Here is an 18965-nt window from a genome sequence, read left to right as displayed (position 1 = left end):
TATTTTGCCACCAAATCCGTTTGAATATTAAGCGGACCGTTGGTAGATTGAAAATAAATTGCACAAAATTGCGTCTCTGGCATCTTTTCTGGTTGATATATTGAACAACGCGGGGAGTAAATGAATGGGCAATATTTTTAACAAGCCCTTGATTGGCGTAGTAATGTGTCAGATTGACAAGGGTGGTCATCCTACACAGATGGTGCACGATAAGTACCTTGAAGCCATTCTGCTGGCAGGTGGTGTTCCTCTCGCTTTACCTCAGGGTTTGATGTCCTCACCCGAACTATTGGAAATTGCTATGACTCCGCTGGACGGCATTCTGCTGACCGGCAGTCCGAGCAATATCGAACCGCATCACTACGGTGAAGAAGGCGTTGAGGACTATGCCGATCCCGGGCGTGACACTCTGGCGTTTGCCTTAATAAAGGCGGCCACCGAAAAGAGAATGCCTGTTCTGGCCATCTGCCGCGGCTTACAGGAACTTGTGGTAGCCACGGGCGGCACCCTTCACCGCCAGTTGCATACCGTTCCCGGTTTTCAGGAGCATCGGGAAGATGAGGAACTCCCCCTCGACCAGCAGTACGCCCCTTCCCATGAGGTCTATGTTGAACCAGATGGCCTGCTGTCCGAACTGGTCGAAGGATGCAAGAAGTTCTGGGTTAATTCGCTTCACCAACAGGGGATCCGCTCACTAGGCTCTCCACTACGTATCGAAGCTCGCGCCGCAGATGGGCTGATTGAAGCCGTCAGCCTGCAGCAACATCCTTTTGCCCTTGCGGTGCAATGGCACCCCGAGTGGCAAAGCGACACGTCTGCCTTGTCCCGCCTGCTGTTCGATGGGTTTATCCACGCCTGCTACCGGCATCAGAAGGAAATACGGCTATGAGCGAAGCCACTCTGGCTCCCGGACGACGTTTATCGGAAATCCGGCAACAGATGAGATTGTCACAGCGGCGTGTCGCGGAGCTCTCCGGCCTGACACACAGTGCTATCAGCACCATAGAACAGGATAAAGTCAGTCCTGCAGTGAGCACGTTACAGAAATTACTGAAGGTTTATGGTCTCTCACTCTCCGAATTTTTCTCCGAGCCGGTAAAGGTGGAAACACCAAAAGTGGTAATTGACGAGCATGAGCTGATTGATATTGGCAGCCAGGGCGTGTCGTTAAGGTTAATTCATAACGGTAATCCGGAGCGAACGCTGGCGATGATGCTGGAGACTTATGAGCCTGGCGCGACAACCGGCGAAAAAATTCGCCACCAGGGCGAAGAGACCGGCACACTGTTGGAAGGGCAAATCACGCTGACTATCAGCGGTCAGAGCTATCACCTGAAGGCCGGGCAAAGTTACGTTATTAATACCGGCAATCCCCACAGCTTCACCAATTCTTCGGCACATCTGTGCCGGATTGTCAGTGCGCATACTCCGGCCACCTTCTAACCGGAGATAATTACATGGAGGGAGTTATGGAACATGTGAAGAGCTACTATGCCGCAACAGCTAATCCTCACGCTCCCTGGCCACAGCTTAATGACAGCATCCAGTGCGATGTGTGCATTATTGGCGGCGGTTTCACCGGCCTTTCATCTGCGCTGTATCTGACCGAAGCGGGTTACGACGTGGTGGTGCTGGAGGCGGCTAAAGTGGGGTTCGGGGCCAGCGGTCGCAATGGCGGCCAGGTGGTGAACTCCTACAGTCGGGATGTGGATGTCATTGAGCAGCGTTATGGCAAGGAGAGTGCCAGCCTGTTGGGCAGCATGATGTTTGAGGGTGCGGAGGTGATTCGCGACCGAATTAAACGTTATGCTATCGACTGTGATTACCGACCCGGAGGAATATTTGCCGCCCTGAATAAACGTCAGCTGCAACACCTGAAAGATCAGCATAAGCGCTGGCAACAGTATGGCAATAATCAGCTGGAGATCCTCGATCAGACCGGCATCAAAAGAGAGATTGCCAGCGATCGCTACGTTGGTGGCCTGTTGGATCACAGCGGCGGCCATATCCATTCGCTGAATCTGGCATTGGGCGAGGCTGAAGCTGTCAGGCGTCACGGCGGGCGGATTTATGAGCAATCAGAAGTCACTTCAGTAACCTACGGCCATTCTCATCAGGTAAGCACCGCAAAGGGCAATGTTTCAGCAAAATTCGTTATTTTCGCCGGAAACGCCTATCTTGCACCTCATCTTGAACCCAGATTGACACGAATGAGCATGCCCTGTGGCTCGCAAATTATCACTACTGAGCCACTGTCAGCCGACAAGGCACTGACCTTATTACCCAACAATCGCTGCGTGGAAGATTGTAATTATCTGCTCGATTACTTTCGTCTGACGGCGGATAACCGACTACTGTACGGCGGCGGCGTGATTTATGGTGCACGTGAGCCGGAAGACATCGATCGGTTGATCCGGCCAAAGCTGCTTAAAACTTTCCCATTGCTGGCAGGGATCAAATTCGATTACGCCTGGAGCGGCAATTTCCTGCTGACGCTCTCAAGAATGCCGCAGATTGGACGGCTGGAAAATGGCGTGTTCTATATTCAGGGCGACAGCGGGCATGGGGTGACTTTTACTCATCTGGCCGGAAAACTGGTTGCCGAAGCGCTGAAGGGCAACCCGCAACGCTTTGATGCTTTCGCGAAACTTCCTCACCTGCCCTTCCCTGGCGGCCGCCGTTTCCGTGTCCCACTGACGGCTATCGGCGCTGCCTGGTATTCGCTGAGGGATCGGTTGGGGGGGTAGGAATAAATTGGTCGTCATAATTTCATTGAGGATGATATTAAAAACAGGTTCAGCAAGTTATCATCAGGGATGATGATAAATGACTTACACAGTAAGACGTTACCAATAGTAAACCTGGAGAAAGGGCTAATACGTCATTTTTTATGATTGAAATGAGTATTTTTACTGTTATGCCCCCCTGTAAACTCTTTATTTTAGAATCACACCTCATATAAAACCTGATTGATTTTTGAACAAAAATCTGTTTAACACTGACATAAACATCTCGGGTAAACGCAATTCTTACAAAAACAAAAGGTTTACTGACAAATCAGTCATCAAATGATACAATGGGTTTATAGTGTTATAATAGACCCTTTGAAATTAATTATATTATTCGAATGAGTGTTTATGTGATGAGTAATAAAAAAGTTGCAGTCGTCATCCCAAGTTACAAAGTTAAAGATCATATTTTAAAAGTCATTTCCGACATTGGTGAAGAAGTTCATAAAATCTATGTTGTTGATGACTGCTGCCCTGTAGAAAGTGGTAAATACGTCACAGAGAACTGCACCGATCCACGTGTTAAAGTATTGACTCATAACGTGAATCAGGGCGTGGGTGGAGCAGTGATGACAGGCTATACCGCCGCACTTGAAGATGATATTGACATCATTGTTAAAATTGATGGTGATGGTCAAATGGATCCCGCATTAATATCAAAATTCATTACTCCAATTATCAAGGGCAGAGCGGATTATACGAAAGGAAATCGCTTTTTCGATCTTGAAAAAATAAATCAAATGCCCAAAATAAGATTATTTGGTAATGCGATACTTTCATTTATGACCAAAATTTCATCTGGCTATTGGGACTTATTCGATCCCACTAATGGCTATACAGCAATACACACAGATATCGTAAAACATCTTCCTCTCAAAAAAATCAGCAAACGCTATTTTTTTGAAACAGATATATTGTTCAGACTAAATACATTGCGTGCTGTTGTTGTTGATATTCCGATGGATGCAAAATATGATGACGAAGTCAGTAATTTAAAAATATCCAAAATAATGGGCGACTTCCTTTTCAAACACACCCGTAACTTCTCTAAAAGAATTTTCTATAATTATTATTTAAGAGATATGTCTCTGGCCTCTATTGAACTGCCTTTAGGTACATTACTCTTCCTCTTTGGTGCGATTTTTGGAATATCACACTGGGTAGAATCGATGTCCTCCGGAGTCCCAGCCACCGCGGGATCGGTGATGTTTTCGGCTTTACCATTGATAGTTGGAATCCAGCTAATACTGGCATTTATTGGCTATGATATCTCTAATGTACCTAAAACTGTCTTTTCCAGACGAGATTGATTTTGATTAAGAGGTTATTATGTTTTATTTAGTCGCTCTCATTTGTGTTCTGGGAATTGCAATAGGCCAGATTTTGTTCAAACTTAGTGCAATTAGTTTGAAAACCACAGGTAGCCTTTTCAATTTATCTACCTTATCAATAATTTTATCAGCTTTTGCTTTGTACGGTTTCACTACAATTGCATGGATTTGGGTTTTGCAAAAGATAGAATTAGGAAAGGCATACCCATTAATGGCACTTGCTTTTGCAATTGTTCCCATCGGAAGTTATTTTTTCTTGGGTGAAAAGTTTACTCATCAATATTTCTTTGGTGTCGTACTTATTATGTTGGGTATTGTGATTGCTATAAGATCTTAAAAAACAGATCACGGCCAGATTTCACTCTGGCCGTGTGTTCAGCAAAAAAACATCTGCTAATACGCTATGCTTATTAAACTAACAACTACTTCAAAGGCATCTTCGCCGGATCAGGATACTGATAAACAAACCCCAGCTCGCTACAGATCTTACTGCCATCAATAATCTTCCCTTCTCTGCCCCCCTCTTCAGACCGAAAAACAGGCGCTTGCAGGCCCAATTGCCGGGCAACAACAGGATAGAAATCCTGTCGGGCGGGATGCTCAGGCGCACTGAGGTTGTAGATATGGCCGCCCTGAGGGGTTTGCAGCAGCAGCGTAATTGCCTCCACCACATCTTCCAGATGCACCAGGTTCACGCCATGACTGCCGTCGGCCACATCGGTTTTCCCCGCAAGGAAGCGACCCGGGTGGCGCTCTGGCCCCACCAGCCCTGAAAGGCGCAGGATATCCACTGAGGTACCCGGCAGATGATGCAGCCAGGCTTCCAGCTCCTTCAGCGTCTTTCCCGCTTCCGTGACCGGCTCAAGCGGGCTGCTCTCTTTCATCACCCCTGCTCCACTGCCATAGACAGAAGTCGAACTGGTGAAGATAATTCGTGGGATATCGAAAGCCAGAGCGCTGTCGACTATTTGCTGTACCGCCAGAAGATAATTCTCGCCACCAGCAGCCGTGCGGCTGGCAGGCAGCGTGATCACCAGCGCATCCACATTCAGCAACGCACTGAGATCGTCAGGTTCACAAATCAGTTCAGGCGTCAGCGTCAGACAGTAGCTTTCAATCCCGCACATTCTCGCGGCTTCCACGCCATCCTCTGTCGTTTTGCTGCCAGTAACCTGCCAGCCTCGCGCGGTCAGTGCTAATCCCAGCGGCATGCCCAACCAGCCTAACCCGACTATCGCAACTCTTTTCATCCCGTGACTCCTGTGACGTTCCGTACTTTAGCCTTAAAACTACGCCAGCCTTTTGTCAGTAACAACCGACTGATGGTGAGAGAATCTTACATCATTGACAAAAAAGGGTTGCGTGCTGCGCTCATCCTGGTTAGGTTATTCCTCACGATATGAATAGACATTCATCCAAGAGAATTTTATGACTCGCGTTCAATTCAACCACCATCATCACCATCATCCTGACTAGTCTTTCAGGCGATGTGTGCTGGAAGACGTTTAGGATCTTCCAGTGGTGCAGAACGCAAGAGAAGCCCCCGGAAGATCACCTTCCGGGGGCTTTTTTTTGGACTGTTGTCCGGCCCGCAATGGATGAACTGCTGAGCCCATCAGGTCACAGGAAAAGAGGATTAGTACCGATGTTAGATAACACACGCTTACGCATAGCTATGCAGAAATCCGGTCGTTTAAGTGATGATTCACGCGAATTGCTGGCCCGCTGCGGGATCAAAATTAACCTGCAACAGCAGCGCCTGATTGCCTTTGCTGAGAACATGCCCATTGATATTCTGCGGGTGCGTGATGACGATATCCCGGGCCTGGTAATGGATGGCGTGGTGGATCTGGGCATTATCGGTGAAAACGTGCTGGAAGAAGAACTGTTGACCCGGCGTGCTCAGGGCGAAGATCCCCGTTATCTTACTCTGCGTCGCCTGGATTTTGGCGGCTGCCGCCTGTCGCTGGCTATGCCGGTTGACGATGAGTATACCGGGCCACAATGTTTACAAAACTCCCGTATCGCCACCTCTTATCCTCACCTGTTGAAGAAGTATCTCGACAAACAGGGTGTGGCTTTCAAATCCTGTCTGCTGAACGGCTCTGTTGAAGTTGCGCCGCGTGCTGGTCTCGCCGACGCCATCTGCGATCTGGTTTCAACCGGTGCCACGCTGGAAGCCAACGGCCTGCGTGAAGTGGAAGTGATCTACCGCTCTAAAGCCTGTCTGATCCAGCGCGATGGCGAAATGCCGGGTGCCAAGCAGGAACTGATCGACAAACTGATGACCCGTATTCAGGGCGTGATTCAGGCCCGCGAATCCAAATACATCATGCTGCACGCACCAAGCGAGCGCCTGGAAGACATCATCTCCCTGCTGCCGGGTGCCGAGCGCCCTACCGTGCTGCCACTGGCTGGCGACAAGAGCCGTGTAGCCATGCACATGGTCAGCAGCGAAACGCTGTTCTGGGAAACGATGGAAAAACTGAAGGCGCTGGGTGCCAGCTCCATTCTCGTGCTGCCTATTGAGAAGATGATGGAGTAACAGATGGCCAACTTCGCGACCCCCATCGACTGGCAGGCATGCAGCACGCAACAGCAGGAAACACTGCTGACACGTCCGGCGATCTCTGCATCGGAAAATATCACCGCCACCGTCCACAGCATCCTGGACAAGGTGAAAGCGGAAGGTGACGAGGCGCTGCGTTATTACAGTGGCGCCTTTGATAAAACGCAGGTTGATGCCCTGCGCGTGACGGATGATCAGATCGCTGCCGCCTCCGAGCGCCTAGGCGATCAAATTAAGCAGGCGATGGCCGTTGCCGTGAGCAATATCGAAACCTTCCACGTGGCACAGCAACTGCCAGCGGTTGATATTGAAACCCAGCCAGGCGTGCGCTGCCAACAGATCACCCGCCCGGTGGCTTCTGTGGGGTTGTACATCCCTGGTGGCTCTGCACCGCTGTTTTCTACCGTGCTGATGCTGGCAACCCCAGCCCGCATCGCTGGCTGCAAACGTGTTGTGCTGTGTTCGCCACCGCCGATTGCTGATGAAATTCTCTACGCAGCTAAGCTGTGCGGCGTGCAGGAAGTGTTTCAGGTTGGTGGGGCACAGGCGATTGCTGCTCTGGCACTGGGCACCGAATCGGTACCCAAAGTCGACAAAATTTTTGGACCGGGCAATGCTTACGTCACCGAAGCCAAACGCCAGGTCAGCCAGCGCCTCGATGGGGCCGCGATTGATATGCCGGCCGGGCCGTCTGAAGTTCTGGTGATTGCCGATGAAGGTGCCACACCGGATTTTGTTGCTTCCGATCTGCTGTCTCAGGCCGAACATGGCCCGGATTCACAGGTGATCCTGCTGACCCCTTCACAGGAGATGGCCGAAGCAGTCGCCGTGGCGGTTGAAAAACAGCTGGCTGCCCTTCCACGTGCGGAAACCGCGCGTAAAGCCCTGGAAAGCAGCCGCCTGATCGTGGCGAAAGATCTGCAACAGTGTGTGGAAATCAGCAACCGTTATGGCCCTGAGCACCTGATTATTCAGACCCGCAAGGCACGCGAGCTGGTCGACAGTATCACCAGCGCCGGTTCAGTTTTCCTCGGTGACTGGTCACCGGAATCTGCGGGTGACTATGCTTCCGGTACCAACCACGTGCTGCCGACTTATGGCTTTACTTCGACCTGTTCCAGCCTGGGCCTCGCCGATTTCCAGAAGCGCATGACGGTGCAGGAACTCTCACAGCAGGGCTTTATGAATCTGGCTTCAACGATTGAAATACTGGCCGCCGCCGAGCAGCTTACCGCCCACAAAAATGCCGTTACCCTGCGCGTTGCCGCGCTCAAGGAGAAGCCATGAGTAGCAAGATTGAAGAGCTGGCACGGGCTAACGTCCGCGCTCTGACCCCCTATCTGTCTGCCCGCCGCCTGGGTGGCAATGGCGATGTGTGGCTGAACGCTAATGAATATCCGCTGGCCGTGCCGTTTGAGCTGAGCCAGCAAACGTTGAATCGCTATCCGGAATGCCAGCCGAAGCTGGTTATCGAGCGCTATGCCGCCTATGCTGGCCTGGCTGCCGATCAGGTACTGGTCTGTCGTGGCGCCGACGAAGGGATTGAACTGTTGATCCGTGCCTTCTGCGAACCGGGCAAAGATGCCGTGCTGTTCTGCCCGCCAACCTACGGCATGTACAGCGTGAGTGCGGAAACTATCGGCGTGGAATACCGCACGGTGGAAGCGCATGAAGACTGGCAGCTCAATCTGCCAGCTATTGCTGAAAAACTGGACGGCGTGAAGGTTGTGTATGTCTGCAGCCCAAATAACCCGACCGGTAACGTGATCAATCCGGATGACATTCGTCAACTGCTGGAAATGACTCGCGGTAAAGCACTGGTGGTGGCCGATGAAGCCTATATCGAGTTCTGCCCGCAGGCTTCACTGACTGGCTGGCTGAAAGAGTATCCACACCTGGTGATCCTGCGCACCCTATCCAAAGCTTTTGCGCTGGCCGGTCTGCGCTGCGGCTTTACGCTGGCCAACGCCGAAGTGATTGCGCTGCTGATGAAGGTAATTGCCCCTTATCCACTCTCCACACCGGTGGCCGATATCGCCGGGCAGGCGCTGAGCGACCAGGGCCTGGCGCTGATGAGGCAGCACGTCGCTACCCTTATCGCCAACCGTGAGAAGCTGATCGCCGACCTGCGCAAATGCGATTTTGTTGAAGAAGTCTACAACAGCGACTCTAACTACGTCCTTGCGCGGTTTACCGCCTCCAGCCAGGTCTTTAAAACACTTTGGGATCAGGGCATTATTTTGCGTGATCAGAACAAGCAGCCAGGACTGTCAGGCTGTCTGCGCATTACTGTCGGTACCGCTGAAGAGTGTGACCGCGTTATATCCGCGCTGAAGGCCTTATCCGGCGCGTCCGTTTCCAGGGAGCAAGCATGAGCCAGAAAGTTCTTTTTATCGATCGTGACGGTACGATCATTTCTGAGCCACCGGAAGATTTCCAGGTGGATCGTATGGACAAACTGGCTTTTGAGCCGGACGTCATTCCCACCCTGCTGGCGCTGCAGACAGCCGGTTTCAAACTGGTGATGATCACCAACCAGGATGGACTGGGCACCGACAGCTTCCCGCAGGCGGATTTTGATGGCCCGCACGACCTGATGATGCAGGTACTGACTTCGCAGGGCATCCAGTTTGACGAAGTGCTGATTTGCCCGCACAAACCGGAAGACAACTGCGACTGCCGCAAGCCTAAAACCAAAATGGTTACCGCCTGGCTGGCCGAAGGCGTACTGGATACGACCAACAGCTACGTGATTGGTGACCGCACCACCGATCTGCAATTAGCCAGCAATATGGGCATTCAGGGGCTGCACTATTCGAAGTCAGGCCTGAACTGGCAGACGATTGGTCAGCAGCTGACCAAACGCGATCGCCACGCAGTGGTTAACCGCAACACCAAAGAAACCCAGATCCACGTGGAAGTCTGGCTGGATCGCGAGGGCAACAGCCAGCTCAACACTGGCGTTGGCTTCTTCGACCATATGCTCGACCAGATCGCCACCCACGGTGGTTTCCGCATGAATATCGATGTGAAGGGCGACCTGTATATCGACGATCACCACACGGTTGAAGATACCGGCCTGACGCTGGGTGAAGCATTGCTGAAAGCGCTTGGCGACAAACGCGGCATTGGCCGATTTGGCTTCGTGCTGCCGATGGATGAGTGCCTGGCCCGCTGTGCGCTGGATATCTCCGGCCGTCCGCACCTGGAATACAAAGCTGAATTCAACTATCAGCGCGTGGGCGATCTGAGCACCGAGATGGTCGAACACTTTTTCCGTTCCCTTTCCTACTCAATGGCCAGCACTCTGCACCTGAAAACCAAAGGCAAGAACGACCATCACCGCGTGGAGAGCCTGTTTAAAGTCTTTGGCCGCACCCTGCGCCAGGCGATTCGCGTTGACGGCAACACGCTGCCCAGCTCGAAAGGAGTGCTCTGAATGAATGTGGTGATCCTGGATACCGGTTGTGCCAACCTCTCCTCAGTGAAGTGGGCAATACAGCGTCTGGGTTATGACCCGGTGGTCAGTCGCGAGTCCGATATTGTGCTGCAGGCGGATAAACTCTTTCTCCCTGGTGTGGGCACGGCTCATGCTGCGATGGATCAGTTACAGGAGCGTGGGCTGGTCGATTTGATCAAAGCCTGTATCCAGCCAGTGTTGGGTATCTGCCTCGGCATGCAGCTGCTTGGCTCTGAGAGTGATGAAAGTGGTGGCGTGAAGACACTCGGCATTATCGACAACCCCGTATTGCGCATGCATGACCATGGTTTGCCTCTGCCGCACATGGGCTGGAACCAGATCACCTCGCAAGCCGGTAACCACCTGTTTCGCGGCATCCCGGACGGATCTTATTTCTACTTCGTCCACAGCTATGCTATGCCGGTGAATGAGTACACCATCGCGCAATGCAGCTATGGTGAGCCGTTTACCGCTGCGGTGCAGAAAGACAATTTCTTCGGCGTGCAGTTCCACCCGGAACGTTCCGGCGCGGCTGGCGCACAGCTGATGAAAAACTTCCTGGAGATGTAACGGGCATGATTATTCCCGCATTAGATTTGATTGAAGGCAAAGTCGTGCGTCTGCATCAGGGCGACTACGGGCAGCAACGTGATTACGGCAGCGATCCTCTGCCCCGGCTGCAGGATTATGAAGCTCAGGGCGCAGAAATCCTGCACCTGGTTGACCTGACCGGCGCGAAAGATCCTGCAGCACGTCAGATCCCACTGCTGAAAAAACTGTTAGCAGGCGTCAGCGTGCCGGTGCAGGTTGGCGGCGGTATCCGAACTAAAGAAGACGTGGAAGCTCTGTTGGCGGCAGGAGCAACACGGGTGGTGGTTGGATCCACTGCGGTTAAACAGCCAGAAGAAGTGCAAAGCTGGTTCAGACAGTATGGCGCAGAAGCAATAGTGCTGGCGCTGGATGTCAGAATCGATGCCAGCAACCGTAAGGAAGTGGCGATCAGCGGCTGGCAGGAAGCGGCTGGCGTCACGCTGGAAGAAGTGATTGAACAGTTTAAGCCGCTTGGCCTGAAGCACGTGCTCTGCACCGATATCTCCCGCGATGGCACGCTGAGCGGCTCCAATGTTGAGCTGTACCGCGAAGTCTCTGCCCGTTATCCGGAGATTGCCTTTCAGTCTTCCGGTGGCATCGGCTCACTGGCCGATATCAATGCCCTTCGCGGCTCTGGCGCACAAGGCGTGATCGTTGGCCGCGCCTTGCTGGAAGGAAAATTCACCGTGTCGGAGGCTATAACATGCTGGCAAAACGGATAATTCCCTGCCTGGACGTCCGCGACGGCCAGGTGGTCAAAGGCGTTCAGTTCCGTAATCACGAGATCATCGGAGATATTGTGCCGCTGGCACAGCGTTATGCGCAGGAGGGGGCTGATGAACTGGTCTTTTATGACATCACCGCCTCTTCTGACGGGCGCGTGGTGGATAAGAGCTGGGTGTCGCGCGTGGCAGAAGTGATTGATATTCCATTCTGCGTGGCGGGTGGGATCAAAACGGCGGAAGACGCTGCACAAATCCTCTCCTTCGGCGCAGATAAAATTTCCATCAACTCCCCGGCGCTGGCCGATCCTGAGTTGATCACCCGCCTGGCCGACCGCTTTGGCGTGCAGTGCATCGTGGTGGGGATTGATACCTGGTATGACAGTGAAACCGGCAAATATCACGTTAACCAGTACACTGGTGATGAAAGCCGCACTAAAGTGACAACCTGGGAAACGCTGGACTGGGTACAGGAAGTGCAAAAGCGTGGTGCGGGCGAAATCGTGCTGAATATGATGAATCAGGATGGCGTACGCAACGGCTACGACCTGATTCAGCTGCAAAAGGTGCGTGAAGTCTGCAAAGTGCCGCTGATCGCTTCCGGCGGCGCAGGCACCATGGACCACTTCCATGAGGCGTTCCGCGATGCGGATGTGGATGGTGCGCTGGCTGCTTCCGTCTTCCATAAGCAGATTATCAATATTGGCGAGCTGAAAACGTTCCTGATCGAAAAAGGTGTGGAGATTCGCGCGTGTTAACAGAACAACAGCTGGCCCAGCTGGACTGGGTAAAAACCGACGGCATGATGCCGGCCATCGTGCAGCATGCCGTTTCTGGCGAAGTGCTGATGCACGGTTATATGAACGAAGAAGCGCTGCAGAAGACGCTGGACACCGGAAAGGTCACCTTCTGGTCACGCACCAAACAGCGTCTTTGGACCAAAGGCGAAACGTCTGAGCATTACCTTAACGTGGTCAGTATCACGCCGGACTGCGATAACGACACGCTGCTGGTGCTGGTCAATCCTGTTGGCCCAACCTGCCATCTGGGGACTTCCAGCTGCTTCTCGCCTGCGGCCCCGGACTGGACGTTCCTTTACCAGCTGGAACAACTGCTGGCTGAGCGTAAGCATGCCGATCCGAAAAGTTCCTACACTGCCAGCCTTTACGCCAGCGGAACCAAGCGTATCGCGCAGAAAGTAGGAGAAGAAGGCGTGGAAACTGCGCTGGCAGCAACCGTCAACGATCGGTTCGAGCTGACCAACGAAGCGTCAGACCTGATCTATCACCTGCTGGTTCTGCTGCAGGACCAGAAGTTAGACCTGAGCGCGGTGATCAATAATTTGCGTCAGCGTCACAAGTAACTCGCTCGTCATTCACAGGCCGGGAAATAAGCCTCCCGCGCCTGCACTATCGTTACGGGCCGGTTATTCCGGCCTGTTGCATTTGGGAGAAACCATGACCACCTTCGAAAAACTGACCGCCCTGCTCGACAATCAGCAGGCCAGCTACAAGCTGATGGAACATGAACCTACCGGCAAATGTGAAGAGGTTGCAGCCATTCGCGGCACGGCTGTCGGTCAGGGAGCCAAAGCGCTGGTTTGCCATGTGAAGGGCAACGGTCTGAAACAGTATGTCCTGGCGGTGCTCCCTGCGGATCAGCAAGCTGACTTAAGTAAAGTTGCTCAGGCGGTTGGCGGCTTGCGGGCTTCGCTGGCCAGCCCGGCGGAAGTGGATCGCCTGACCGGTTGCGTGTTCGGTGCCATTCCCCCGTTCAGCTTCCATGAAGAGCTGAAACTGATCGTTGACCCAACGCTGTGTGAACGTAACAGTGAAATTGCCTTCAATGCCGGACTGCTGGAAAAGTCGATGGTACTGGATACACAGGATTACCAGCGGATTTGCGCCTTCGAAGCGGCGAATATCCTCAAATAGTGATTCACAGGGATAAGGTGAGAAGGTACTCTGTCATCTTGTGTAAAGCTATTGAGATGAAAGGAATTATGGCTAAAATGACTTTTTCCACCCGCTTGCGTCAGGCCGCGACTCTGGCGCTGCTGGCGGGCTGTGCCTTCGGTGCCCAGGCGAAAATCGACCAGGTCCGCTTCGCTGTTGACCCGACCTATCCCCCTTTTGAATCAAAAACGCCGCAGGGCAAACTGGTCGGTTTTGATATCGATCTGGGCAATGCGTTGTGCACACAAATGCAGGCGAAATGCGTCTGGGTTGAAAGCCAGTTCGACGGGATGATCCCGGCGCTGAAGGCCCGTAAATTTGATGCAATCCTGTCAGATATGGGCATCACCGAAGAGCGCCTGAAACAGATCGACTTTACCGTGCCGCTTTATGATACCCATACCCAGCTGATCGCCCGTAAAGGTTCTGGTCTGCTGCCAACCCCGGAATCCCTGAAAGGGAAAACTGTGGGTGTGGAACAGGGTACGGTGCAGGAGCGTTATGCGCTGGCCAAATGGCAGCCACATGGCGTAAACATTGTTCCTTACGGCGATCAGGCACAGGTTGAAAGCGACCTGGTTTCCGGCCGTCTGGAGGCGGTCTTCACCGACGCAGCGCAGGCTGCTATTGGTTTCCTGAAGCATCCGCAGGGCAAAGACTTTGAGCTGGCCGGTCCGATTATTCAGGATCCGATCATTGGCCCGGGCACGGCGATTGGTCTGCGTAAAGGGGATACGGAACTGAAAACCGCGCTGGATAATGCCTTCGCTGAAATCAAAAAGAACGGCACGTTTGACAAGATCCAGAAGCAATATTTTGCCACAGACATCTCCATCAAGCAGTAATGCCGGAGCCGTACCTGCGGGTACGGCTTTTTTATGCCGCAAGTAAAGTGACCCGACGATGCAACTACGCCAACATCCCCTGCTCAGCGCCTCGCTGGGAACACAACGTGAAATCATCAGCTATCACTACGGTGAACAAGCCTCATGCCAGGTTTACATCCAGGCAGCGCTGCACGGCGATGAACTGCCCGGCGTGGCTGTTGCCTGGTATCTGAAAAAGAAATTCTCTGAGCTGGAAGCGGCAGGCAGGTTGAAAGCCCGGATTACGCTGGTGCCGGTGGCAAATCCGCTGGCACTGGGACAACACTGGCACGGTACCCACCTTGGCCGCTTTGATACGCATTCAGGGCAGGATTTTAACCGACAGTTTCCCTCTCTTGGCCCGGATCTGGCCCAAACGCTGGCAAAAGTATTAACGCAGGATGCGGAGCAAAACCGCAGGCTTATCTGCGAGGCCATAAATCACTATTTTGATACTCATCAGCCAGTCACCGAGCTGGAGTCACAGCGTCATATCCTGATGCGCATGGCCTGTCAGGCAGATTTGATGATTGATCTGCATTGCGACTGGGAAGCCACAACGCACCTCTACACCACGCCACAGGCCTGGCCAGACATTGAGCCGCTCGCCCGCTATATGGGCAGTGAAGTCCAGTTGATTGCAGAAATCTCCGGGGGAGAACCTTTTGACGAAGCCTGCTGCGAGCCGTGGCAACATCTTCAACGTACCTTTGGCGACCGTTTCCCACTACCGCAAGGGCTGAAACCAGTCACGCTGGAGCTGCGTGGCGTGATGGATGTCAGCCATGCACAGGCGGAGGAAGATGCTGATGCGATCGTCAATGCACTGATTAAAGGTGGCTACATCGCCGGCGCCGCTACCGCATTACCGCCGCTGGTTAATCCTGCCGTCCCACTGGCCGCCTGTGAGTACATCTCATCGCCCCATTCTGGCGTCATTCTGCATCGTCGAGGTATTGGCGAGTGGATTAACCCTGGCGAAGTGGTGGCCGACATTCTCGACCCGCTGACCGACAAGCTGACGCCACTGGTAGCAGAGCACGGTGGATTGCTGTATGCCCGCCACTGGGTACGCTTTGCCACTGCCGGAATGCTGATAGTCCGGCTGGCCGGAAAAGAAGCACACAGAAGTGGATCCTTACTCGTGCCATGAAAATTTATCAAGACCAGGATATAGTTCACCGGGTAACAGATGACACTGGGCTGCCGCTACTTCAGGAACACAAAGCTGGTTTCAGTTGTTTGAACAGAGCAGTATCTTCATGAAATTATTGAGAGTTATAAAAAATGGATAGTTTGCCTCAGGTAACACATAATACCTCTGAGAATGCCAGCAAAAAATATATTTATCTCGCCATTGCACTGCTTGGCTTTCTGCTGATGTCATGGATTTTTTTTATTAAACCCCCTTTCAGTTCACCAGATGAAGCAACGCATCTTTTCAGGGCAAACAGCCTTGTACATGGCTATTTGATGCTTGAACCAATAGGCAAAAATGGCACAACCGGGGGCGAGGTAAATAAAAACCTGGGAAAAGCAGTCCTTGCCTTCAATGACTACATTCCAAATTATTCATATAACGGATACAAAAACTACAGAAAGCAGCTCTCTGAAATGTACTGGAGTGACCAAAGTTCAGTCATAGGGTTGCCAACCACAGCGTTTTATATTCCCGCTATATATATCCCTCAAGCCCTGTCTTTTTTCATAGGAGAAAAACTTGACCTAAGCGTTTATTCAACATACATCTTATTAAGCTATGTGACATTAGGTCTTTGCCTTACTTTAATTCTGATATCCTATAAGATATTTCCTATCCCTTTGTTTTCAATGGCAATTATTTTATTGCCAATGTCATTATACCAGCTTTATTCTCCAACAATTGATGGACTCAGCCTTTCGTTTACTCTGTTAGCAATGTCAATATTTATGAAGTTGTTAACTGAAAATAATGAAGATATCAAAAAACACCTGCTTATTGCCCTGTCAGCTTCAATTATTATTGCAGCGGGTAGTCGTGCTAATTTGGTGTTTATGATATTTATTCCGCTGTGGTTATTTATCATTAACAGAGACAAATCGAGTCTGTTATCATTCGCCCTGGTTTCTGTGTTAACACTGGCGTGGATAGCCTTCAGCGTCGCCCACAGTCATGATAATGACTTGTCACGACATGAAGGATTGAGCAATGGTCAGTTAATTTCTTATTACATTAAAAACCCGCTCATACTAATAACTATCCTGCTGAACACGCTCACCGACCCTGAAAAAATTCAATTTTATTATCAATCAATGATAGGGAATTTCGGTCGATTAGAGGCACCTGTAAGCAACTTGATTCGAAATATCATTGCTTTATTAACGGCGGGTGTTTTCGTTGCATGCATTATATTCGGACGAATGAAAATCAGGTTAAGGTCAGCCTTTTTTATACTCGCCTTATCATTTATTTCTTTAGGACTTGTATTCGCTGCTTTATTGGTTCAATGGTCCCCTTTCCCCACCAATATTATAGACGGTGTTCAGGGGCGTTACTTCTTGATCCCTCTGGTCATTCTTGGTTATGCCTTACCAGATTTTAATAAAGGCAATAGAATGTTAATTGTTGCTCTGGTTACGGCAGCCATCTGTTCGACGTATGTTGTCCGTATAACGTTAATCGATCGCTACCGAAACACGATCAATGTACCTCTTGAAGAAAGCCTCAAACAGGAATCTACGATTTATAACATCGGTGACACTGATAGTTATAAAATCTCGACAGTTTCACCAAATGGTGGGTTAAAGTCCATCTCTCTGTTAATGGCTAACTACAGAAATACGGCCAAAGGTAATGTGCAGTTGAAGGTATGTTCAGGGAACAACTGTAGTATATCCGTGGTTGATATAACTGAACGTCCTGATAACTTCTATTATAAGTTTGAACTTTCACCTATTTTGAAAGTGACGGACAAATCTGTAGATATTGAAGTTAAATTTAAAAAACAAGCCAAGTCTAACCCGGTTGCTTTATGGCTTTTCCCCGAAAAAGACAACACTAAGGTTTCCTCTCCCAAGATGCAGTTTACATTTGAGAGTATTGAATAAATTCCAGATAACTTCTCTGGAAGAGGATACATCTTGTAAAGATGACTCACTCAAAAAAAAGGCTTCCAACAGGAAGCCTTTTTTATTACCGGAGAAAAATTATTCAAGCCACTCGGTGTGGAACACGCCGTCTTTGTCAGTGCGTTTGTAAGTGTGCGCACCAAAGTAATCACGCTGAGCCTGAATCAGGTTCGCTGGCAGTACCGCTGAACGGTAGCTGTCGTAGTAAGCGATAGCAGCGGAGAACGTTGGCGTCGGAATACCGTTCTGCACGGCATAAGCCACAACGTCACGCAGCGCCTGCTGGTATTCGTCAGCAATATTTTTGAAGTAAGGCGCCAGCAGCAGGTTAGCGATGTCAGCGTTATCGGCATAAGCATCGGTAATTTTCTGCAGGAACTGAGCTCGGATGATGCAACCCGCGCGGAAGATTTTAGCAATCTCACCGTAATGCAGGTTCCAGTTGTTCTCAGTTGAAGCCGCTTTCAGCTGTGAGAAGCCCTGAGCATAGGAAACGATTTTACCCAGGTACAGCGCGCGACGCACTTTCTCGATGAATGCAGCTTTGTCACCAGAAATGGTTTTGACAGCCGGGCCGCTCAGCACTTTAGAAGCTGCAACACGCTGAGTTTTCAGCGAAGAGAGGTAGCGGGCGAACACAGACTCGGTGATCAGAGACAGCGGCTCGCCAAGATCCAGAGAGCTCTGGCTGGTCCATTTACCAGTACCTTTGTTGGCGGCTTCATCCAGAATCACATCAACCAGGTATTTACCGTCTTCATCTTTTTTGGTGAAGATATCTTTAGTGATGTCGATCAGGTAGCTGCTCAGTTCACCTTCGTTCCACTCGCTGAAGGTCTTAGCCAGATCTTCGTTACTCAGGTTCAGGGCATTTTTCAGCAGAGAATAAGCTTCAGCAATCAGCTGCATATCGCCGTATTCGATACCGTTGTGCACCATTTTTACATAGTGACCAGCGCCGTCCGGACCAATGTAGGCAACGCAAGCTTCACCTTCAGCGCGGGCAGCAATCTTGTCCAGAATCGGTGCAACCAGCTCGTACGCTTCTTTTTGACCGCCAGGCATAATAGATGGACCTTTCAGGGCACCCTCTTCACCGCCGGAAACGCCGGTACCGATAAAGTTAAAGCCTTGCTCAGAAAGTTCGCGGTTACGGCGAATGGTGTCTTTATAGAAGGTGTTGCCGCCGTCGATCAGGATATCGCCTTTGTCGAGGTGTGGGGTCAGGGAAGCAATGGTTTTATCGGTTGCTTCACCGGCCTGTACCATCAGCAGAATACGACGCGGTTTCTCAAGGGAATCAACAAACTCTTCGATGGTGTAGTAAGGAGCCAGCTTTTTACCTTCGTTCTCGGCGATAACTTCATCAGTCTTCTCGCGAGAGCGGTTAAAGATGGAAACGGTATAGCCGCGGCTCTCAATGTTAAGAGCCAGGTTACGGCCCATTACTGCCATACCTACAACGCCGATCTGTTGCTTGGACATTACATACTCCTGTCTTTGGAAAACGTAGACTCATAGTCTGAAGTCAGAACATATTAACTGAAGAGCATTGCCTGAGGGTAGCAATAGGT

The 18965-nt window shown here is 51.2% G+C and carries 20 protein-coding genes and 1 other annotated feature; of the genes, 18 read left to right on the top strand and 2 right to left on the bottom strand.

Annotated elements, in window-relative coordinates; translation table 11 throughout:
- Window positions 1–124: 124 nt before the first annotated feature.
- From puuD to AC3Y5R_RS18730, 5 genes are all read left to right on the top strand, one after another.
- Window positions 125–889 (top strand): gamma-glutamyl-gamma-aminobutyrate hydrolase, encoded by a 765-nt coding sequence (gene puuD, locus AC3Y5R_RS18750; protein ID WP_489922579.1) that lies wholly within the window; start codon window positions 125–127, stop codon window positions 887–889.
- Window positions 886–1443, top strand: coding sequence for an HTH-type transcriptional regulator PuuR (puuR, locus tag AC3Y5R_RS18745; protein ID WP_489922578.1), 558 nt, complete (start codon window positions 886–888; stop codon window positions 1441–1443). The genes puuD and puuR overlap by 4 nt, the downstream gene beginning before the upstream one ends.
- A gap of 26 nt (window positions 1444–1469) precedes the next feature.
- Entirely contained in the window at window positions 1470–2747 is a 1278-nt protein-coding gene (locus tag AC3Y5R_RS18740) for an NAD(P)/FAD-dependent oxidoreductase (protein ID WP_489922577.1), read from the top strand.
- A 395-nt stretch (window positions 2748–3142) separates the two neighbouring features.
- A complete protein-coding gene (locus AC3Y5R_RS18735; RefSeq protein ID WP_489922576.1) occupies window positions 3143–4099 on the top strand; it encodes a glycosyltransferase in 957 nt (318 codons plus the stop codon).
- Between the two features lie 19 nt (window positions 4100–4118).
- On the top strand, window positions 4119–4457 hold the full coding sequence (locus AC3Y5R_RS18730) for a DMT family transporter (protein WP_489922575.1): 339 nt from the start codon (window positions 4119–4121) through the stop codon (window positions 4455–4457).
- An 85-nt stretch (window positions 4458–4542) separates the two neighbouring features.
- Here AC3Y5R_RS18730 and AC3Y5R_RS18725 read toward each other — a convergent pair whose 3' ends face one another.
- Window positions 4543–5370, bottom strand: coding sequence for an SDR family oxidoreductase (locus tag AC3Y5R_RS18725; RefSeq protein WP_489922574.1), 828 nt, complete (start codon window positions 5368–5370; stop codon window positions 4543–4545).
- Window positions 5371–5548: 178 nt separating this feature from the next.
- On the opposite strand from AC3Y5R_RS18725, the gene hisL reads away from it, so the two are divergent.
- From hisL to AC3Y5R_RS18660, 13 genes are all read left to right on the top strand, one after another.
- Window positions 5549–5596 carry a his operon leader peptide gene (gene hisL / locus AC3Y5R_RS18720; protein ID WP_100396937.1) on the top strand — a complete coding sequence of 16 codons (48 nt, stop codon included), beginning with the start codon at window positions 5549–5551 and terminating at the stop codon, window positions 5594–5596.
- Window positions 5572–5694 (top strand) — a sequence feature (His leader region). Its footprint overlaps the gene before it by 25 nt.
- Window positions 5695–5765: 71 nt before the next feature.
- On the top strand, window positions 5766–6665 hold the full coding sequence (gene hisG, locus AC3Y5R_RS18715) for an ATP phosphoribosyltransferase (RefSeq protein ID WP_158783516.1): 900 nt from the start codon (window positions 5766–5768) through the stop codon (window positions 6663–6665).
- 3 nt (window positions 6666–6668) lie between these two features.
- A complete protein-coding gene (gene hisD, locus AC3Y5R_RS18710) occupies window positions 6669–7976 on the top strand; it encodes a histidinol dehydrogenase (protein WP_489922573.1) in 1308 nt (435 codons plus the stop codon).
- Window positions 7973–9064: a histidinol-phosphate transaminase gene (gene hisC, locus AC3Y5R_RS18705; RefSeq protein ID WP_489922572.1), complete on the top strand. Its 1092-nt coding sequence runs from the start codon at window positions 7973–7975 to the stop codon at window positions 9062–9064. Before hisD ends, hisC begins: the two co-directional genes overlap by 4 nt.
- Window positions 9061–10128, top strand: coding sequence for a bifunctional histidinol-phosphatase/imidazoleglycerol-phosphate dehydratase HisB (hisB, locus tag AC3Y5R_RS18700; protein WP_489922571.1), 1068 nt, complete (start codon window positions 9061–9063; stop codon window positions 10126–10128). The genes hisC and hisB overlap by 4 nt, the downstream gene beginning before the upstream one ends.
- Window positions 10129–10719: an imidazole glycerol phosphate synthase subunit HisH gene (hisH, locus tag AC3Y5R_RS18695; RefSeq protein ID WP_489922570.1), complete on the top strand. Its 591-nt coding sequence runs from the start codon at window positions 10129–10131 to the stop codon at window positions 10717–10719.
- A gap of 5 nt (window positions 10720–10724) precedes the next feature.
- On the top strand, window positions 10725–11462 hold the full coding sequence (gene hisA / locus AC3Y5R_RS18690) for a 1-(5-phosphoribosyl)-5-[(5-phosphoribosylamino)methylideneamino]imidazole-4-carboxamide isomerase (protein ID WP_489922569.1): 738 nt from the start codon (window positions 10725–10727) through the stop codon (window positions 11460–11462).
- Window positions 11444–12220 (top strand): imidazole glycerol phosphate synthase subunit HisF, encoded by a 777-nt coding sequence (gene hisF / locus AC3Y5R_RS18685; RefSeq protein ID WP_158783522.1) that lies wholly within the window; start codon window positions 11444–11446, stop codon window positions 12218–12220. Before hisA ends, hisF begins: the two co-directional genes overlap by 19 nt.
- Entirely contained in the window at window positions 12214–12825 is a 612-nt protein-coding gene (gene hisIE / locus AC3Y5R_RS18680) for a bifunctional phosphoribosyl-AMP cyclohydrolase/phosphoribosyl-ATP diphosphatase HisIE (protein WP_489922568.1), read from the top strand. The genes hisF and hisIE overlap by 7 nt, the downstream gene beginning before the upstream one ends.
- A gap of 94 nt (window positions 12826–12919) precedes the next feature.
- Complete coding sequence (locus tag AC3Y5R_RS18675; RefSeq protein WP_489922567.1) at window positions 12920–13396, top strand: YbaK/prolyl-tRNA synthetase associated domain-containing protein; 477 nt, start codon at window positions 12920–12922, stop codon at window positions 13394–13396.
- 68 nt (window positions 13397–13464) lie between these two features.
- The gene (locus tag AC3Y5R_RS18670; RefSeq protein WP_489922566.1) at window positions 13465–14262 is read left to right on the top strand and encodes an ABC transporter substrate-binding protein; all 798 of its coding nucleotides are present in this window, start codon (window positions 13465–13467) and stop codon (window positions 14260–14262) included.
- Window positions 14263–14320: 58 nt separating this feature from the next.
- Window positions 14321–15436 carry a succinylglutamate desuccinylase/aspartoacylase family protein gene (locus AC3Y5R_RS18665; RefSeq protein ID WP_489922565.1) on the top strand — a complete coding sequence of 372 codons (1116 nt, stop codon included), beginning with the start codon at window positions 14321–14323 and terminating at the stop codon, window positions 15434–15436.
- A gap of 134 nt (window positions 15437–15570) precedes the next feature.
- Window positions 15571–17370, top strand: a complete 1800-nt coding sequence (locus tag AC3Y5R_RS18660) for a DUF2142 domain-containing protein (protein WP_489922564.1) — start codon at window positions 15571–15573, stop codon at window positions 17368–17370.
- A 99-nt stretch (window positions 17371–17469) separates the two neighbouring features.
- Here AC3Y5R_RS18660 and gndA read toward each other — a convergent pair whose 3' ends face one another.
- Window positions 17470–18876: an NADP-dependent phosphogluconate dehydrogenase gene (gndA, locus tag AC3Y5R_RS18655; protein ID WP_489922563.1), complete on the bottom strand. Its 1407-nt coding sequence runs from the start codon at window positions 18874–18876 to the stop codon at window positions 17470–17472.
- Window positions 18877–18965: the final 89 nt, after the last annotated feature.

It is taken from the genome of Erwinia sp. 009765445, from assembly GCF_058137865.1.
This window is presented reverse-complemented; position numbering and strand designations above follow the sequence as displayed.

Excerpts from the sequence above, each read along its gene's own strand:
- puuD (WP_489922579.1), top strand. The coding sequence starts at position 125 with ATGGGCAATATTTTTAACAAGCCCTTGATTGGCGTAGTAATGTGTCAG.
- puuR (WP_489922578.1), top strand. The coding sequence starts at position 886 with ATGAGCGAAGCCACTCTGGCTCCCGGACGACGTTTATCGGAAATCCGG.
- AC3Y5R_RS18740 (WP_489922577.1), top strand. The coding sequence starts at position 1,470 with ATGGAACATGTGAAGAGCTACTATGCCGCAACAGCTAATCCTCACGCT.
- AC3Y5R_RS18735 (WP_489922576.1), top strand. The coding sequence starts at position 3,143 with ATGAGTAATAAAAAAGTTGCAGTCGTCATCCCAAGTTACAAAGTTAAA.
- AC3Y5R_RS18730 (WP_489922575.1), top strand. The coding sequence starts at position 4,119 with ATGTTTTATTTAGTCGCTCTCATTTGTGTTCTGGGAATTGCAATAGGC.
- AC3Y5R_RS18725 (WP_489922574.1), bottom strand. The coding sequence starts at position 5,370 with ATGAAAAGAGTTGCGATAGTCGGGTTAGGCTGGTTGGGCATGCCGCTG.
- hisG (WP_158783516.1), top strand. The coding sequence starts at position 5,766 with ATGTTAGATAACACACGCTTACGCATAGCTATGCAGAAATCCGGTCGT.
- hisD (WP_489922573.1), top strand. The coding sequence starts at position 6,669 with ATGGCCAACTTCGCGACCCCCATCGACTGGCAGGCATGCAGCACGCAA.
- hisC (WP_489922572.1), top strand. The coding sequence starts at position 7,973 with ATGAGTAGCAAGATTGAAGAGCTGGCACGGGCTAACGTCCGCGCTCTG.
- hisB (WP_489922571.1), top strand. The coding sequence starts at position 9,061 with ATGAGCCAGAAAGTTCTTTTTATCGATCGTGACGGTACGATCATTTCT.
- hisH (WP_489922570.1), top strand. The coding sequence starts at position 10,129 with ATGAATGTGGTGATCCTGGATACCGGTTGTGCCAACCTCTCCTCAGTG.
- hisA (WP_489922569.1), top strand. The coding sequence starts at position 10,725 with ATGATTATTCCCGCATTAGATTTGATTGAAGGCAAAGTCGTGCGTCTG.
- hisF (WP_158783522.1), top strand. The coding sequence starts at position 11,444 with ATGCTGGCAAAACGGATAATTCCCTGCCTGGACGTCCGCGACGGCCAG.
- AC3Y5R_RS18675 (WP_489922567.1), top strand. The coding sequence starts at position 12,920 with ATGACCACCTTCGAAAAACTGACCGCCCTGCTCGACAATCAGCAGGCC.
- AC3Y5R_RS18670 (WP_489922566.1), top strand. The coding sequence starts at position 13,465 with ATGGCTAAAATGACTTTTTCCACCCGCTTGCGTCAGGCCGCGACTCTG.
- AC3Y5R_RS18665 (WP_489922565.1), top strand. The coding sequence starts at position 14,321 with ATGCAACTACGCCAACATCCCCTGCTCAGCGCCTCGCTGGGAACACAA.
- AC3Y5R_RS18660 (WP_489922564.1), top strand. The coding sequence starts at position 15,571 with ATGGATAGTTTGCCTCAGGTAACACATAATACCTCTGAGAATGCCAGC.
- gndA (WP_489922563.1), bottom strand. The coding sequence starts at position 18,876 with ATGTCCAAGCAACAGATCGGCGTTGTAGGTATGGCAGTAATGGGCCGT.